The sequence below is a fragment of the Peterkaempfera bronchialis genome (assembly GCF_003258605.2).
Taxonomy (GTDB): Bacteria; Actinomycetota; Actinomycetes; order Streptomycetales; family Streptomycetaceae; genus Peterkaempfera; species Peterkaempfera bronchialis.
The window spans coordinates 5,224,457-5,238,857 of the sequence record NZ_CP031264.1 but is presented as its reverse complement, the minus strand read 5'-3'; the positions used below and the strand labels follow the sequence as shown (position 1 = coordinate 5,238,857).

Genomic DNA, 14,401 nt, shown 5'->3' with positions numbered 1-14,401 from the left:
CTGCGTGGGCCTGTCCACAGGCGGGAAAAGCGGCGTCGGTCACTCCCGGCCGGACCGGGGCCCGAGTGCGTCGGTGGTCCGGCCGAGGCGGCTGTGGGAGCGGCCGTAGCCGGCGTAGAGGACGATGCCGAGGACCATCCAGATGCCGAACCGCCACCAGGTGGCGAGCGGCAGGTTGATCATCAGCCAGACGCAGGCGAGCACCGAGAGGACCGGCACCAGCGGCACCGCCGGGGTACGGAAGGAGCGGGGCAGGTCGGGGCGGGTGCGGCGGAGGACCACCACGCCGACCGAGACGACCACAAAGGCGAAGAGGGTGCCGATGTTCACCAGCTCGGAGAGTTCCCGCAGCGGGATGACCCCGGCCACGGCGGCGACCACGGCGCCCAGCAGCAGGGTGGTCTTCCACGGGGTGCCGAAGCGCGGGTGGATGTCGGCGAAGGTGCGGGGCAGCAGCCCGTCGCGGCTCATGGCGAAGAAGACCCGGCTCTGGCCGAGCAGCAGGATCATGGTGACCGAGGTGAGGCCGGCCACCGCGCCGACGCTGATCAGATCGGCGAAGACGGGTTGGCCCACCGCCTTGAAGGCGTCCGCGAGCGGGGCGTCGGTGGAGAGGCTGGTGTAGTGCTGCATGCCGGTGACCACCACCGAGACCAGCATGTAGAGCACGGTGCAGATGGCCAGCGAGCCCAGGATGCCGCGCGGCAGGTCGCGCTGCGGGTTGCGGGTCTCCTCGGCGGCGGTGGCCACGATGTCGAAGCCGATGAAGGCGAAGAAGACCACGGCGGCGGCGGTGAAGATGCCCATCACGCCGAAGGTGGAGGGGGTGAAGCCGAAGAGCGCCTGCACCAGCGGGGTGGTCCCGCCGGACTTCCCGGGGGTGTGCTGGGACGGCGGGATGAAGGGGTGGTAGTTGGCGCCGTTGATGAAGAAGGCACCGGCCACGATGACCAGCAGCACCACGGCCACCTTGATGCCCACGATGATCGAGGTGACCCGGGCCGAGAGCTTCATCCCCGCCATCAGAACCCCGGTGAGCACCAGCACCAGCAGGGCGGCGGGCAGGTTGAAGCCCCAGGACCCGTCGGAGCCCCCGCCGCCGATGGCGGCGGGCAGCGTGACTCCGGCGCTGTTCAGCAGCGACTGCACATAGCCGGACCAGCCGACGGAGACCACTGCGGCGCCCAGCGCGAGTTCCAGGATGAGGTCCCAGCCGATGATCCAGGCCGGGAGTTCACCGATGGAGGCGTACGAGAAGGTGTAGGCGGAGCCGGCCACCGGGACGGTGGAGGCGAACTCCGCGTAGCAGAGGGCGGCCAGCGCGCAGACGATGCCCGCTGCGGCGAAGGAGAGCGCCACTGCCGGTCCCGCGTAGTCCTTGGCGGCGGTGCCGGTGAGGACGAAGATGCCGGTGCCGATGACCACACCGACGCCGAAGACCACCAGGTCCAGGGCGGAGAGCGACTTGCGGAGCGCGTGTTCGGGCTCCTCGGTGTCGGCGATGGACTGCTCGACCGGCTTGGTGCGCAGCAGTCCGCGCGGCGGGGTGTTCCGGCTGCTGCCGTCGCCGGTGGGACTGGACGCTGTGGCCATGGAACGCCTCCCGAGGAAAGTCCGCCCCAGGCGGATACCCGGACCGGGTGATTCCATGGCCGGGCCCTTACCGCTTCACCCCGGCGCACAGCGGGGGCCGGGAGCGATCTGCTCCCGGCCCCCGCTGGCGACTCCCGCTCTGGGCGGTCCCGGCGGTCAGGCGTCGACCGGCTCCGCGTCCAGCCTGGCCACCAGCGCGGTCACCTGACGGGCGATGTCCGGCCCGGTGAGGCCGATCTCGGCCAGGATCTCCTCGCGCTTGGCGTGGTCGAGGAAGCGCTGCGGGATGCCGAAGTCGCGCAGCGGCACATCCACAGCGGCGTCGCGCAGCGCCTGGGAGACGGCGGCACCCACGCCGCCGACGCGGCCGTTGTCCTCCACCGTGACCACCACACGGTGCTCGGCGGCGAGGCCGGGCAGCTGGGGGTCGACCGGCTTGACCCAGCGGGGGTCGACCACGGTGGAGGTGATGCCCTGGGCGGCGAGCAGGTCGGCGGCCTCCAGGCAGGTGCCGGCCATGGCGCCGACCGAGACCAGCAGTACGTCGGCGCGGACGATGCCGCCGGAGCCCTCGTCGGACGGCACCGGGTCGACCACCGGCGCGGGGTTGCCGCGCAGGACGTCCATCCCGCCGATCCGGCCCAGCGAGGGGACGGCGGGGCCGACGGTGCCCTTGGAGTAGCGGACCACGGTGGGCGCGTCGTCGACGGCGACGGCCTCGCGGAGCTGGGCACGCAGTTGGTCGGCGTCGCGCGGGGCGGCGAGCCGCAGCCCGGGGACGACCTGGAGGATGGACATGTCCCACATGCCGTTGTGGCTGGCGCCGTCGGTGCCGGTGACGCCGGCCCGGTCCAGCACGAAGGTGACGCCCAGCCGGTGCAGCGCCACATCCATCAGGACCTGGTCGAACGCCCGGTTGAGGAAGGTGGCGTAGACCGCGACCACCGGGTGCAGCCCGCCGGTGGCCAGACCGGCGGCGGAGACCGCGGCATGCTGCTCGGCGATGCCCACGTCGAAGACCCGGTCCGGGAACTGCTTGGCGAAGGGGGCCAGGCCGACCGGGTGGAGCATGGCGGCGGTGATCGCCACCAGGTCCCGGCGCTCGCGGCCGAGGGCGACCATCTCCTCGCCGAAGACGGAGGTCCAGTCCTTGCCGGCGGTCTTCACCGGCAGCCCGGTGTCGGGGTGGATGACGTTGACCGCGTGGAAGCGGTCCTCGTCGTTCTGCTCGGCGGGGCGGTAGCCCCGGCCCTTCTCGGTGAGGCAGTGCACGATGACCGGGCCGCCGAAGCCCCGGGCGCGGCCCAGCGCGGACTCCAGCGCGGTGATGTCATGCCCGTCGATGGGGCCGATGTACTTCAGGCCCAGGTCCTCGAACATGCCCTGCGGGGCGATGAAGTCCTTGAGGCCCTTCTTGGCGCCGTGCAGGGTCTCGAAGAGCTGCTGGCCGACCACCGGGGTGCGCTGAAGGGCGTCCTTGCCCCAGGCGAGGAAGCGCTCGTACCCCTGGGTGGTGCGCAGGGTGGCCAGGTGGTTGGCGAGGCCGCCGATGGTGGGCGAGTAGGAGCGCTCATTGTCGTTGACCACGATGACCAGCGGGCGGTCGTGGGCCTCGGCGATGTTGTTGAGCGCCTCCCAGGCCATGCCGCCGGTCAGCGCGCCGTCGCCGATGACGGCGACCACCGGGCGGTCGCGGTGGCCCTTGAGCTGGTTGGCCTTGGCGAGGCCGTCGGCGTAGCCGAGCACGGTGGAGGCGTGCGAGTTCTCGATCACATCGTGCTCGGACTCGGCCCGCGAGGGGTAGCCGGACAGCCCGCCCTTGACCCGCAGCCGGGAGAAGTCCTGACGGCCGGTGAGCAGCTTGTGGACGTAGGACTGGTGGCCGGTGTCGAAGAGGATGCGGTCGCGCGGCGAGTCGAAGACCCGGTGCAGGGCGATGGTGAGCTCCACCACACCGAGGTTGGGCCCGAGGTGACCGCCCGTCCGCGAGACCGCGTCGACCAGGAACTCCCGGATCTCCTCGGCCAGATCCGCGAGCTGTGCGGGGGTGAGCCGGTCCAGATCACGCGGTCCCCGAATGCGGGTCAGCAGGGCCACCCGTTCCTCCTTCTTCGCAGGTCTGCGGGCTTGTCCGCAGCGTGTGCGGCTTCCCCCCGCCGGGTGAGGCGCCGGCGGCACCGGGTCGTCCCGGCCCGTTGAGTCTAATGTCCGCCCTCCGGGCGGGGGACGCCCCGTGCGTCCGGAGGCGCGGGCGCGTCCGGGTCCGGGCCTGCTCGGGCATGGCGAAGGCCCGGCACCCGAGCGGCTTGGGTGCCGGGCCTGCCGCTCTCGCGTGCCCTCCGGCGTGCGAGGCGGTCCACCGGCCGTCCGTGGCGCACGTCCCCCTCAGACATGCCCCCCGGACCGGCTGGCCGATGGAAGCGGGGGCGGGTCAGCCTCGGCCGGACGCCTTCTGGGTGCGCCGGGAGACCGAGTCCAGGACGACCGCGCCGAGCAGCACCGCGCCGGTGATCATGTACTGGATGGAGGTGTCGATGCCCTTGAGGTTGAGGCCCTGGACGATCGACTGGATGACCAGGATGCCCAGCAGCGCCGACCAGGTCTTGCCCCGGCCGCCGAAGAGGCTGGTGCCGCCGATCACGGCTGCGGCGATGGCGTTCATCAGCACATTGCCGCTGCCCAGCGCCTTGTCGGCGGCGCCGGACTGGGAGGCGATGAAGAGGCCGCCCAGCGCCGCCATGCCGGCCGAGATCATAAAGACCGAGATCCGGATCCAGGCCACGTTGATACCGGCGCGGCGGGCCGCCTCGACGCTGCCGCCGACCGCGAAGATCTGGCGGCCGTAGGAGGTGCGGCGCAGCACCCAGTCGGTGATCACCACGAGGCCGAGGAAGACCACCAGGGCGAGCGGCAGGCCCCGGTCCTGGTTGAGGGTGTACGCGGCGGCGAAGGCGATCACGGCCAGCACCGCGGTGCGTACGGCGATCTCGCTCACCGGGCGGGAGGGCAGCGCGGCGTCCCGGCGGCGCTTGGCGTCCAGCAGCGCGCCGCCGAGGTAGATCAGCACGCCGACCAGGGCCAGGCCGTAGGCGGCGGCCACATCGCTGAAGAAGTAGTTGTCCAGGTGGACGATGAGGCCGTCCGGCGGGTTGTTGATGGTGCCGGTCTGGCCGAGCACCCACTGCTGGAGACCGCTCCAGCCGAGCAGACCCGCCAGGGTGACCACAAACGCGGGGACGCCGACCTTGGCGAAGAAGAAGCCGTGGATGGCGCCGATGACGACGGCGGCGGCGATGGCGATGAGCACGGCCAGCCACTCGTTGACGCCGTGCTGGGTGGAGAGCACCAGGGAGATCGCGGCGGTGGTGCCCGCCACCGAGCCCACCGAGAGGTCGATCTCGCCGAGCAGCAGGACGAAGACGATGCCGACGGCCATCAGGCCGGGGCCGGCGATGTAGAGCGTGATGTTGGAGAGGTTGTCCGAGTTGAGGAAGGTCCCGGTGACGCCCTGGAAGATGCCCCAGATCAGGATGAGGCCGAGGATGACCGGGATGGACCCGAGGTCACCGCTGCGCAGCTTCCGCTGGAACTCGTCGACGTAGCCCTTGAAGCCCTCCTCGCGGACCAGCAGCCGGGGGTCGACGGCGCGCACCGGGGCGGGGGTCGCGACGGCCGTGGCGGTGTCGGCCGTGGGGGTGTCGGCTGCCGTGGCGGTGTCGGCGGCGGGGGTGTCGGTGGCGGTGGGCTCGATCGGGCCCTCGCCGCCTCCCTTGGAGACGTCGGTCGGGTTGCTGCTCACTGCTGTCCCTCCGCGATGCGGGCCTGACGCCGGGTCACGGCATTCTCCGTGGCGCCGGTGATGGCGGAGATGATCTCCTCATGGCTGGTGGTCTTCACGTCGAAGACACCGTTGTTGCGGCCCAGCCGCAGCACGGTGACGGTGTCGGCGACCGCCTTGACGTCGGCCATGTTGTGGCTGATCAGGATCACGCCGAGGCCGCGCTCACGCAGCCGCTCCACCAGGTCCAGGACCTGGGCGGTCTGCTCGACGCCGAGGGCCGCGGTGGGCTCGTCCAGGATCACGACCCTGGGGTCGCCGACCAGGGCGCGGGCGATGGCGACCACCTGGCGCTGGCCGCCGGAGAGGGAGGCGACCGGGATGCGCACGCTGGGGATGCGGATCGACAGGGTGTCGAGCAGCTCCTGGGCGCGCTTCTCCATGGCGACCTCGTCCAGCAGGCCGCCGCGCAGGATCTCGCGGCCGAGGAAGAGGTTGGCGACCACATCGAGGTTGTCGCAGAGCGCCAGGTCCTGGTAGACGGTGGCCACACCGAGGCTCTGGGCGTCCTGCGGGCGGCCGATCTGGACCGGCCTGCCGTCCCACTCGATGACGCCCTCGTCGATGGGGTGCACGCCTGCGATCGTCTTGACCAGGGTGGACTTGCCGGCGCCGTTGTCGCCGACCAGGGCGACCACCTCTCCGGCGTGGACCTCCAGATGGACGTCGGTGAGCGCCTGGACGGCACCGAACCGCTTGGAGACCCCGCGCAACGCCAGTACGGGTGCGCCTGTCACGTGAACCATCTCCTTCTTCCGCTCGTCCGGGGGTACGGACCGATGGAGCGGGATGCCGCGCCGTCCCCGGCGCGGAGGGTTGTGCAACACATACAACACATGCGGGGGCACGCCGCGAAGCGCGCACGCGGACGGGACCGGTGCTCCCCGCCTGAGGCGGGGAGCACCGTCTGTCCGGGGAGCCGTCTGTCCGGGGGGCCGTCCGGCCGTTCTACCGATCGCTACCGGTGGTCGCCGGTCGCCATGTGGTCCTAGCTGATGCCGGCGTCCGCGCACGCCTTGGCGTAGGCGGCGGTGCAGATGTCCGAGACCTTGTAGAGGCCGTCGGCGATGACCGTGTCCTTGACGTTGTCCTTGGTCACGACCTTGGCCGGGAGCAGCATGGACGGAACGCCCTTGGCGGTGTCGCTGTCGGCGGTGTCCGTGGCGACGGACTTGACGTCCTTGCCCTGGAGCAGGTTGACGGCGATCTCGGCGGCTGCCTCGGCCTCCGGCTTGTACGCCTTGTAGATGGTGTACGCCTGGTCGCCGGAGAGGATCCGCTGGATGGCGTCGGAGGCGGCGTCCTGGCCGCCCACCGGGACGTCCTTGATGCCGGCGCCCTTGAGCGCGGTGATGATGGCGGCGGCCATGCCGTCGTTGGCGGAGTAGACCGCCTGGAAGCCCTTCTTGCCGAGCTGGGTGATGGCGGCACCCATCTTCTGGCCGGCGGTCTTCGGGTCCCACTCACCGGACTGCTCGTAGACGACCTTCTTGACCTTGCTGTCGAGCACCGAGTGGGCGCCCTTCTTGAACAGCCCGGCGTTGGGGTCGGTCTCGGCGCCGTTGATCATGACAACGTTGGCGTCCTTGGCCTTGTCGCCCAGCGCGTCGACCAGCGCCTGGCCCTGGAGCTCGCCGACCTTCTCGTTGTCGAAGGAGACATAGGCGGCGACCGGGCCGGCGGCGAAGCGGTCGTAGGCGACGACCTTGACGCCCTTCTTCGCGGCCTCCTCGACCCACGACTTGGTCGCGTTGGCGTCCTGCGGGTCCAGCACGATGACCTTCACGCCCTGCGAGATCAGCGCGTCGAACTGCTGCTTCTGCGTGGCGGTGTTGCCCTGCGCGTTGTTGTACAGGACCTTGCAGTCCGAGCAGAGCGCCGACACCTTGGCGGTGAAGAGCGGCTTGTCGAAGGACTCGTACCGGATGGAGGAGGAGTTCTCCGGGAGCAGCAGGCCGATGTTCTTGCTGGTGGTGCTGCCGGCAGTGGGCTTGTCCGCCTTCTTGTCACCACCGGCCGAACCACAGGCAGCCATGCTGAGGGCCATCGAGACAGCAGCGGTGCCGATCACGGCGCGACGCATCATTGCGTTCATGGGGGGTTGCCTCCCTGACAGGGCCGCAACACTGCGGCCGAGGTTGGAGGGAGTCAATCCCTCCTGTCACGTTAGCGTCAAGAAGTAAATTCTTACGACGCCGAATCCGAACCCTTTTGTTATCTTCCTGAAGACACAGCCGTAACCGACCGCTGTTGGGCCGACCCCTCAGACTGGGGCAAAGCTCCTGAATCGCCCATCTCGCTCATCACCAGTGCCAGCGCGCCCAGCACCTCGGCGCGGCCCCCCAGGGTGCCCGGGACCACCGAGAGCTGGCGGGCGGCGCTGGGGATCGCATAGCGCGCCACCGACTCCCGGATCGGGGAAAGTACCAGCTCACCGGCCTCGGCGAGGTCTCCGCCGAGGATCACCCGACGCGGGTTGAGCAGGTTGCACAGGTTGGCGACGCCGGTGCCGATCTGCCGGCCGACGTCCGCGATCACCCGGCGGCAGCCCAGATCGCCGCGCTGCGCCAGCTGTACCACGCGGGGCACGCTGAGCCCGGGGCCATGGCTGGCGTTCAGAAGATTGAGCAGGTAGCGGGAGCCGACAAAGGTCTCCAGGCAGCCTCGGTTGCCGCAGCGGCAGACCGGACCGGACTCGTCCAGGGTGATGTGCCCGATCTCGCCCGCAGTGCCGCCGGGCCCCCGGTAGATCTGCCCGCTGATCACCAGACCGGCCCCGACGCCGCTGGCGACCTTGATGTACGCCAGGTCCGACAGCCCCCTGCCGGCGCCCCAGACCAGCTCGCCCAGCGCGCCCAGGTTGGCGTCGTTGTCGACGTAGACCGGCATGCCGAGCCGGGAGGAGAGCTCCCGGCCGGGCTCCACCCCGGTCCACCCCGGCAGGATGGCGGTGGAGCCGATCGCGCCGGTCTCCACATCGATCGGACCGGGGACGCCCAGGCCCACCCCGATCACCTTGTCCGAGCGGAAGCCGGTCTGCGCCAGCAGCCGCTCCACCAGGGTCTCGGCCCGGTCGAAGCCCTGCGCCGCGGAGGCGTCCACATCGATCGGCTCGCTCTCCTCGGCGAGCACCCGGTGGGCGAGGTTGCCGACCGCCACCCGCAGATGGGTGTGGCCGAAGTCGACGCCGACCACGATGCCGGCGTCGGCGCTGAGCGAGACGCTGCGGGCCCGCCGGCCGCCGGAGGAGGTGGGGGTCACCACCACCGTGCCGCTCTCCTTGAGCTCGCGGACGATGTTGGACACCGTCGCGGCGGAGAGCCCGGTGGAGCGGGCGATCTCCGCCTGGGTCAGCGACCCCGCCATGCGGACCGCGCGCAGCACCCGCTCCAGGTTCGCCCGGTGAAGCGAGGACTGCGATCCCGGAGTGTCCAGGGACATGGTTCAACCCTCCCAGGGTGCCGGGGGCCCGACCGCCCACGACCCCTTCCGCGCCCTTGCGGCGGAGCTCGGTTACAACTTGTGAAATCTAAGTCGAGCCAATCCGGTGATGTCACGTCAAGGGTGAATGCGGATCGTTGTCAAACCTTCGCCACTCGGCGGTGGCTGCGGCCGAGGCTACGGCATATCCGGCCAGAGCCGGGCAAACCCCCTGCGATCTCCGGCCACAGTGCTGCCTTCAGGGCTGAACCCAGGAGGGAGCGGCCACGCGGCGCCCTTCAGAGGCGCGGCCGCCAGCGGACACCGGCCAGCGCATCCGCGACCAGTTGGACGCTGCGGGTGAGGGCGGCCAGCCGGGGCCCCTCCTGGGCGTACACCCCCAGCAGCGCCTCCACGACCTGCGGTTCCACCTGCCCCTGGAGGTCCACCCGGGCGGTGGACCAGCCCCGGCGGGCGGCATGCAGCGAGGACTCCGCCTCCTGCCGGGCGAGCCGGGCGAGCAGCACCGGGTACCGGGAGAGCAGCGGATAGCGCCGGTACTCACCTGGGCAGAGGTCGTACAGCCAGGCGACCGCCGAGCGCTCCCACCCGGGGGCGCCGGGCGGCCTGACCTCCTTGGGCCAGCCCGGGGGCAACGCTGCTTCGTACATGGGTTCGATTATGCGATGACATTGGCCGAAAATGCACTGTTGATCTTCACTTGAGGGCGCCGGTCGTGAGCCCCGCCCGCAGCTGCCGCTGGAAGACCGCGTACACCGCCAGCACCGGCACCATCGCCAGCACCAGCCCGGCGAAGAGCCCGGACCAGTCCCCCTTGTAGCCCTGGCTCACCGCCAGCCGGGCCAGCCCCTGGGGCAGCAGGGAGCGGCTCTCGTCCTGGTTGTTGAGCACCAGCGGCAGCAGATACTGGTTCCACTGCCCCAGGAAGTCGAAGATCCCCACGCTGACCAGCCCCGGCCGGGCCATCGGCAGCATCACCTGGAAGAAGATCCGGGAGTGCGAGGCACCGTCGATCTCGGCCGCCTCGGCGACGCTGCCGGGCAGGGCGCGGAAGAACGCGGTGAGGAAGAAGACCGTGAAGGGCAGCGAGTAGGCGGTGTAGGTGAGGACCAGCCCCGGATAGGTGGCCAGCAGCCCCAGGTTGCGCAGGACGAAGAAGAGCGGCACCAGGGTGAGGATCGCCGGGAAGCCCATCCCGGCGACGAAGAGGCCGTACAGCAGCCGGTTGCCCGGAAAGGCGAAGCGGGCCAGCACATACGCCGCCATGGAGCCCAGCAGCATCGTCGCGGTCAGCGAACCGCCCACCACCATCAGCGAGTTGAGGAAGTAGCGGCCGATGTGCGCCTGGCTCCAGGCGCGGCTCCAGTTCTCGAAGTGGAGCGAGGACGGCAGCGCCCAGGGGCGGGTGAAGATCTCGCCGTCGGTCTTCAGGGAGGTCATCACCGCCCAGAGCAGCGGCAGGGTCACCAGCACCGCCCAGGCCAGCAGGAAGGTGTGGCAGCAGGCGTTCAGGACCCGACCGGAGCGGGCCGGGCCAGGCGTGGTCATCGGTGGGGGCTCCCCGCGTCCGTGGCTTGATGGCCGTGTCCGTCGTCAGTACTCGATGCGCTCACGGCGGCGGCCCAGCCCGAGCACCGCCGCCGCGAAGACCATGGTCACCAGGAGCAGGGCCAGGCCCAGGGTCCCGGCATAGCCCGCCTGCCCCTCGTCGAACGCCTTCTTGTACAGATAGCGGCCCAGCACCTCGGTGGAGTAGTCCGGACCGCCGGGCCCCACCGTCATGATCTGCACCACCGCGAAGGCGTCCAGCGCGATGATGCCGAGGTAGACCCAGCCGGTCCGGACGGTGTCCCGGAGCAGCGGCAGGGTGATCCGGAAGAAGGTCGCCGCCCGGCCGGCCCCGTCCAGCAGCGCCGCCTCGTGGATCTCCGCCGGGATGGACGCCATGGCGGCCGAGAAGAGCACCACATGGAAGCCGACGTTGCTCCACACCATCACCGCCGTCACACAGCCCAGGGCCAGCCCGGGGTCGCCCAGCCAGGTCTGTTGCAGCGCCCCCAGGCCGACGGCGCCCAGCCCGGCGTTGAGCGCCCCGCCCACGGGGTTGTAGACGGACTGCCAGAGCACCGCGACGATGCTGATCGAGAGCATCTGCGGGAAGAAGTAGACGACCTTGTAGAGGCCCGAGCCGCGCACCCCGGCGACCGCCGCGCCCCGCCGCCCGCCCGCGTTGACCATGAAGGCGAAGAAGAGCCCCAGCGCCAGGGTCACCAGCGGCAGCACCAGCAGCAGCACCGTGCTGTGCCCCAGCGCGGTCCAGAACAGCTCGTCGTGGACCAGCCGCCGCAGATTGGCCGTGCCGGTGAAGTGCATCCCGGGGGTGAGGCCGCTCCAGTCGGTGAAGGCGAGGGCGAAGGTCTGGACGAACGGGGAGACCGCGAAGACCGCGTACACGCCCAGCGGCAGGGCCAGGAAGCCCGACGCGAAGCGGTATCCGAGCCAGGCACGGCGGCGCCGGGGGTTCATGCGTGCCTGGGGTGGCGCAGCGAGGAGTCCCTGGCCGTCTCGTCGGCGTACCGCTGGAACCGGGTCAGGCACTCGTCCGGCCCGATCCGACCGGCCATCAGCTCCCCCAGGGTGCCGCCGATCTGCTCCCGGTGCAGGGTCCGGTACCAGACCGGCAGCATGGGGGCGACCACCGCCGGTCCGGCCGCGGCGAGCAGGTCGGCGGCCGACCGCAGCCCGGGGGGCAGCCGCATGCCGTCGGCGGCGCCCCTGACGCAGCTGAGCGAGGAGACCTGCCGGGTGAAGTTCCGCGCCGACCGCCTGCCGAGCATGATCCGCAGCAGTTCCAGGGCGCCTGCGGTGTTGCGCCCCCGGGCGGGGACGACAAAGGGCTCTCCGGCCTCGGCCCAGACGGTCCGGGAGCCGGGGTTGGGGGCGACGGCCATCGCGAAGTCCGCCGGGGTGGTGGCCCTGGCCTCGTTCTCCACCCAGGAGCCGACGGGCAGGAAGAGCGCCCTGCCCTCGGTCCAGGCGGTCTGCGCCTGGATGTGGTCCAGGCCCGGGCTGCCCCGGAGGACGTACCCCTTGGCGGCCAGCTCGTGGTACGCCTCCACGGCGGCTCTGACGGCGGGGTGGCGGAAGGCGTTGGGCTCCAGGTTGTCCATCGCCCTGAGCACCTGCGGGCCGCCGATCCCGGCGATCAGGGGGTAGAGGGTGAAGGTGAGGTAGTGGGGGTGCTTGCCGGGGTAGGTCCAGCCGGCCAGTCCCTTGCGCCTCGCCGCCGCGCAGATCCGCAGCATCCCGTCCCAGGTCGCCGGGTACTGCCAGCCGTGGCGGTGCAGCACCGTCCGCGAGTGGTAGACGCCGTAGACGGTGAAGGCGTAGTTGAGGGCGTACAGCGCGCTGCCGCCCAGCCGCCCCTTCTCGGCGGTCCCGGCGACCAGGGTGTCGCGGACCCGGACCGCCGGGTCGTCCAGCGACGGCGCGTCCAGCAGCGGGGTGAGGTCCAGCAGTTGGCCCTGGGCCGCGAGGGTGGCGAGGTCCAGCTGCCGGGCGCCGGAGTTGTCGATCAGGTCCGGCGGGTTGCCGCCGACGAAGCGCGGCTGGAGCTGCGGCTGGATGTCCTGGGTGGCGGTGTGCCGGACGGCCGCGCCGGGGTTGGCCGTCCGGTAGAGCGCCTCGGCGTCCCTGGCGTACCCGTCGCCGAAGCCGCCGTCGAAGAGGACCACCTCCAGCGGGGCGGCGCGGTCGACGCCCAGCGGGTTGTCCGGGGTGACCGGCGCCCTGCGGGCGGGGCCGGCCGCCGGGGCGCCGCCCAGCGCGCAGGCGGAGAGCAGGGGGGCGGCCGGTACGGCGGCCAGGCCAAGGGCCGCCGCCCGCTTGAGCAGCCCCCGCCGGTTGCATCCCGCTGCCGACCCCATCTGGCGACCTGGCCCTTCCTCCCGCTGTCCCGGAGCCGGTGCGGACGTCCTGGCCGGCGGTGGTGGATGCTACTGCGGGAGGGGGCCGGTCCGGCCCGCCGCTCGCCGACCCGGGACCAGGTGTCCACCGGACGGGTGAACCGGGTTCACGGGCGGCGGCGGGGGCGTGCGGGGATCAGGGTTGATGAGCCGTCAGCGGAGGCGGCAGCCCAGTCCGGCGTCGAGCGCGGAGACCAGGGTGCCCCGGGCGTCGTCGTTGTCCAGGGACCAGGCCATCACGCCGCGCAGCCCCTGGGTCCGGGTGTACCGGGCCTTGCTGGTCAGCACCTCGGGCGTGTCGAAGGTCCAGAAGTCGGTGCCGTCGTACTTCCAGGTGGTGCCGCTCGCCGGGTCGCTGTACACGGTGCCGGGCAGGTCCTTGATCTGCTTGTACGGCGCGGTGCCGCCCGCCGCCAACCCGGTGGCCGGCTGGTACAGGCCGTGGCGGCGGCCGGCGGGCACACCGGTCCAGCCGTAGCCGTAGAAGGGCACGCCCAGCACCAGGCGGTCGGCGGGCACGCCCCGGGAGCGGTAGTAGCGGACCACCTGGTCGGCGCTGTAGCCCTGCCCGGCCGGGGAGGGGTCGGCGCGGTCGGTGTAGAGGTTGGCGAGGTGGTTGGTGGGGCCCTGCGCCTCCCAGGGGCCGTGGAAGTCGTAGGTCATCAGGTTGAGCCAGTCCACGGACCGGGAGACCTGCTTCAGCTCCAGCTGGTCGGCCTTGGGCTTGCCGGCCGGGACGGCGGCGGTGAGCAGGTAGTGGGTGCGGTTGCGGGCGCCGAGGTCGTCCAGCTGGCGGCGGAACTCCTGCATCAGCAGGGTGTAGTTGCGGCCGTCCTGGGGGCGCACCACATTGCCGTCGTCGCCGCCGCCGCCCGGGTACTCCCAGTCGATGTCGATGCCGTCGAAGACCCCGGCACCGGCCCCCTTGCCGCCCTCGGTGGAGCCCAGCTGCGGCAGGTTGCCCTTGAGGTAGAGGTCGATGCAGGAGGAGACCAGCTTCCTGCGGGAGGCGTCGGTCAGGGCCGCGTCGGAGAAGTACTTCGACCAGGTCCAGCCGCCGAGCGAGATCACCGTCCGCAGCTGCGGGTGCTTGGCCTTGAGCTTGCGCAGCTGGTTGAAGCTGCCCTTGAGGGGCTGCCCGGCGGTGTCGGCGACGCCGTCCACGGCCTCCCCGGCGTCGACCGGGCGCTGGTAGTCGGCCCAGGCGTCGCCGACGCCGGCCTCATTGGCCTCGAAGCAGGTGCCGTCGGCGGAGACATTGCCGAAGGCGTAGTTGAGGACGGTGAGCTTCCCGGCCTGGCCGGAGGTGTCGATGCTCTTGGCGGAGAAGCCGCTGTAGACGCCCCACTGGGTGACATAGCCGACCCGCTCGCCGGTGAGCTTGGGCTGCGGGAGGCCGTGGGCCTGGGCGGCGGGACCGGCGGCGAGCAGGGTGCCCGAGGCGACGGCGAGGGCGGCGAGCAGCGCGGCGGCGCGGCGGGCTCCGGGCACGGGGGTGGGACGGCGCATACGGGACCTGCGACCTTCTGCGAGGACGACGATTGGTCTGGACCAAGTGAGGCAC

The 14,401-nt window shown here is 71.4% G+C and carries 11 protein-coding genes; all 11 read right to left on the bottom strand.

Annotated elements, in window-relative coordinates; translation table 11 throughout:
- Nucleotides 1-39 precede the first annotated feature (39 nt).
- The gene (locus C7M71_RS23225; RefSeq protein WP_111490061.1) at nucleotides 40-1,593 is read right to left on the bottom strand and encodes an amino acid permease; all 1,554 of its coding nucleotides are present in this window, start codon (nucleotides 1,591-1,593) and stop codon (nucleotides 40-42) included.
- A gap of 156 nt (nucleotides 1,594-1,749) precedes the next feature.
- Nucleotides 1,750-3,690 (bottom strand): 1-deoxy-D-xylulose-5-phosphate synthase, encoded by a 1,941-nt coding sequence (gene dxs / locus C7M71_RS23220; RefSeq protein WP_111490060.1) that lies wholly within the window; start codon nucleotides 3,688-3,690, stop codon nucleotides 1,750-1,752.
- A gap of 334 nt (nucleotides 3,691-4,024) precedes the next feature.
- The gene (locus C7M71_RS23215; protein ID WP_111490072.1) at nucleotides 4,025-5,344 is read right to left on the bottom strand and encodes a sugar ABC transporter permease; all 1,320 of its coding nucleotides are present in this window, start codon (nucleotides 5,342-5,344) and stop codon (nucleotides 4,025-4,027) included.
- A 44-nt stretch (nucleotides 5,345-5,388) separates the two neighbouring features.
- The gene (locus tag C7M71_RS23210) at nucleotides 5,389-6,177 is read right to left on the bottom strand and encodes an ATP-binding cassette domain-containing protein (RefSeq protein WP_111490059.1); all 789 of its coding nucleotides are present in this window, start codon (nucleotides 6,175-6,177) and stop codon (nucleotides 5,389-5,391) included.
- A 242-nt stretch (nucleotides 6,178-6,419) separates the two neighbouring features.
- A complete protein-coding gene (locus C7M71_RS23205) occupies nucleotides 6,420-7,526 on the bottom strand; it encodes a sugar ABC transporter substrate-binding protein (protein ID WP_111490058.1) in 1,107 nt (368 codons plus the stop codon).
- Nucleotides 7,527-7,645: 119 nt separating this feature from the next.
- Nucleotides 7,646-8,866: an ROK family transcriptional regulator gene (locus C7M71_RS23200; protein ID WP_229759208.1), complete on the bottom strand. Its 1,221-nt coding sequence runs from the start codon at nucleotides 8,864-8,866 to the stop codon at nucleotides 7,646-7,648.
- A 284-nt stretch (nucleotides 8,867-9,150) separates the two neighbouring features.
- Entirely contained in the window at nucleotides 9,151-9,522 is a 372-nt protein-coding gene (locus tag C7M71_RS23195) for a hypothetical protein (RefSeq protein WP_162824334.1), read from the bottom strand.
- Between the two features lie 46 nt (nucleotides 9,523-9,568).
- Nucleotides 9,569-10,420, bottom strand: coding sequence for a carbohydrate ABC transporter permease (locus tag C7M71_RS23190; protein ID WP_111490055.1), 852 nt, complete (start codon nucleotides 10,418-10,420; stop codon nucleotides 9,569-9,571).
- 45 nt (nucleotides 10,421-10,465) lie between these two features.
- A complete protein-coding gene (locus tag C7M71_RS23185) occupies nucleotides 10,466-11,398 on the bottom strand; it encodes a carbohydrate ABC transporter permease (RefSeq protein WP_111490054.1) in 933 nt (310 codons plus the stop codon).
- The gene (ngcE, locus tag C7M71_RS23180) at nucleotides 11,395-12,798 is read right to left on the bottom strand and encodes an N-acetylglucosamine/diacetylchitobiose ABC transporter substrate-binding protein (protein ID WP_111490053.1); all 1,404 of its coding nucleotides are present in this window, start codon (nucleotides 12,796-12,798) and stop codon (nucleotides 11,395-11,397) included. Before ngcE ends, C7M71_RS23185 begins: the two co-directional genes overlap by 4 nt.
- A gap of 192 nt (nucleotides 12,799-12,990) precedes the next feature.
- Nucleotides 12,991-14,346 carry a glycoside hydrolase family 18 protein gene (locus C7M71_RS23175; RefSeq protein ID WP_111490052.1) on the bottom strand — a complete coding sequence of 452 codons (1,356 nt, stop codon included), beginning with the start codon at nucleotides 14,344-14,346 and terminating at the stop codon, nucleotides 12,991-12,993.
- Nucleotides 14,347-14,401: the final 55 nt, after the last annotated feature.